The following is an 867-nucleotide window of genomic DNA, read 5'->3' on the forward strand; positions in this document are numbered from 1 at the left end:
AAAAGCTACCATGCAACGCGCTGAAAGACCAACAAAAACAGAGCAGTGCAGACAATCAGCCAGCCTTCGAAGGCCGCTGTGTCCAGCGTGGATTGCGCCAGTCGATCCCTTCCAGGAGATAGCCGAGTTGCGCAGCCGACACTGGCACGGCAGAGCTACTCTGGCTGACGGGCCAGATAAACTTTCCAGCTTCCAGCCGCTTCAGGTAAAGCGACATGCCAACGCCGTCATGCCAAAGGACTTTGATCAAGTCACCCTTGCGACCGCGGAAGCAGAAGACCTCGCCGCCATGAGGGTCGCGGCCAAGGCCTTCTTGCACCTTCAACGACAGGCTGTTCATGCCGCAGCGCATGTCCGTCACGCCGCCCGCAATCCACACCTTCACTCCGGGCGGAAAGGCGATCATGACGCGTCCAGAACCGGCAACAGCCGAGCAAGGATAGTTGGATCAAGCGAGGCCGGGATCGTCAGCCGTCGACCGTTCGGTAGGCCGATCTCGATCGTCCTGGCGTCTTCAGGCCGCGGCGGTGAGGCCATCTCGAAAGATGCCGACGGCGGCGAAATCGAAAGCGGTATGAAGCCCGTTGTAGCGGAAACGTTCAGAAGCCCGCTTCGGTATTCCCGACGCCAACGGGTCAACAACGACCGCGACAATCCATAACGCCGCGCCGTCATCGAGCCCTGCCGAAAGCCTCGTAGGCTCTCCTCAACGATCCGGACCTTCTCTTCATCCGACCAATCTCGTCGGCGACCAAAATGGTCGGCCGGTAAGACCTCAATGGGGGAAATGACTGTAGCGCATGACATAAGGCATGGACTTAAAGCCAATCAGCAAATCACAACAGACGGCCTTCGGCGGAGGGGTAC

The 867-nt window shown here is 59.1% G+C and carries 1 protein-coding gene and 1 pseudogene; both read right to left on the minus strand.

Annotation, left to right across the window (positions count from 1 at the left end; translation table 11 throughout):
• Window positions 1-55: 55 nt before the first annotated feature.
• Window positions 56-406 (minus strand): IS66 family insertion sequence element accessory protein TnpB, encoded by a 351-nt coding sequence (gene tnpB / locus QTL96_RS00030; protein WP_112822696.1) that lies wholly within the window; start codon window positions 404-406, stop codon window positions 56-58.
• Between the two features lie 215 nt (window positions 407-621).
• Window positions 622-750: pseudogene (locus tag QTL96_RS00035) on the minus strand (transposase); the annotation flags it as partial.
• Window positions 751-867: the final 117 nt, after the last annotated feature.

Source organism: Rhizobium sp. S163 (assembly GCF_030380805.1).
Taxonomy (GTDB): domain Bacteria; phylum Pseudomonadota; class Alphaproteobacteria; order Rhizobiales; family Rhizobiaceae; genus Rhizobium.

Excerpts from the sequence above, each read along its gene's own strand:
- tnpB (WP_112822696.1), bottom strand. The coding sequence starts at position 406 with ATGATCGCCTTTCCGCCCGGAGTGAAGGTGTGGATTGCGGGCGGCGTG.